The following is a 1,135-nucleotide window of genomic DNA, read 5'->3' on the forward strand; positions in this document are numbered from 1 at the left end:
AGCAGAAACAGCTCATCGCCTTGGATGCGAAAGAGTACGCTGGCAAATACACGGTTGATATGGATCATCCAGGCCAAGCTATGGCGCACGAAATCGTATTCCGCGCACCATCATCGTCTAACGTGATCTCACCTATCACGGACCTTGTGGCGATTGAAATGGCAAAAGACCCTTCAATTACTGAAGAAGACGCGAAAGCAAACGTAAACAAAGCATTGGGAGGCTCAGAGGAAGCTCCGATTGATCTGTACAGTGACTTTGTTGAAGGTGCGACAAAAAACGCCGAACTACATAAAACCGCTCAGATTCTGACCGACTCGAAAGCACAAAACCCAACGAACTACGAGAAAAAAGCCACGGAGTTTGCTCAAGCGGCAAACCAAGAAGTGGATCGTCTTGTCGCGTCTGGCGAAAACATCAATGACCCAAGCCTACGTCCAGTCATCACTGATAGCACGCCGAATAGCGACAACTTAGCGCCTGAAACGGTAGTCAACAACAAGCTAACCGTCAACGAAACCGTAGAAGACGCAGCTGAAGATAAATTGGATAAGCTACCAAAAATCGTAAAAGGTGCCGCATTTGATGGCGTTGAGCTAAACATCGAAGGTCTTTTCAAAGACAAAGACCAAAGCCTTGTGAGCACAAAACTGACGCACAATTTAGCGGGCACAGGCATTGAAGTTGAGCAAGTTGGTAACCTAATTGTTCTACACCCAACCGCTATCGTAGAAAAATCCGGTGATTTTGAGATTGTTCTAACGGCGCAGGACAAAAACTCTAACGGGGATGTGCTATCAACTGTGAGCACAGTATTCGAAATCGAAATCGAATCTGCAAACTTACCACCAATGGTTGTTGAAGCAGAGCAAGCTCGCCTGCAATCCATTGTTGATAGCTGGTACCTACAACAGGGCGAACTGTTTGAACAAACGCTCGATATTTCTGGTTTGTTCCAAGATAAAGACGGTCAGATCACCGACTACTCAGCGGACTACGTAGGCATTGAAGGCCTATCAGCAATTGAAGATGGCAATGCGATTGTCACCATTAAAGGCACACCGACAAAAGCTGGTGAATCTGGTGCAGCACTTACCATTAGCGCAACAGATGGTCATACCGCGGTGCAGATTGC

General features: G+C 46.8%; 1 pseudogene. It reads left to right on the forward strand.

Annotated features, from left to right (window positions below):
* Positions 1-1,135: pseudogene (locus R7R78_RS24235) on the forward strand (hypothetical protein); the annotation flags it as partial.

It is taken from the genome of Vibrio sp. 2134-1 (genome assembly GCF_033339495.1).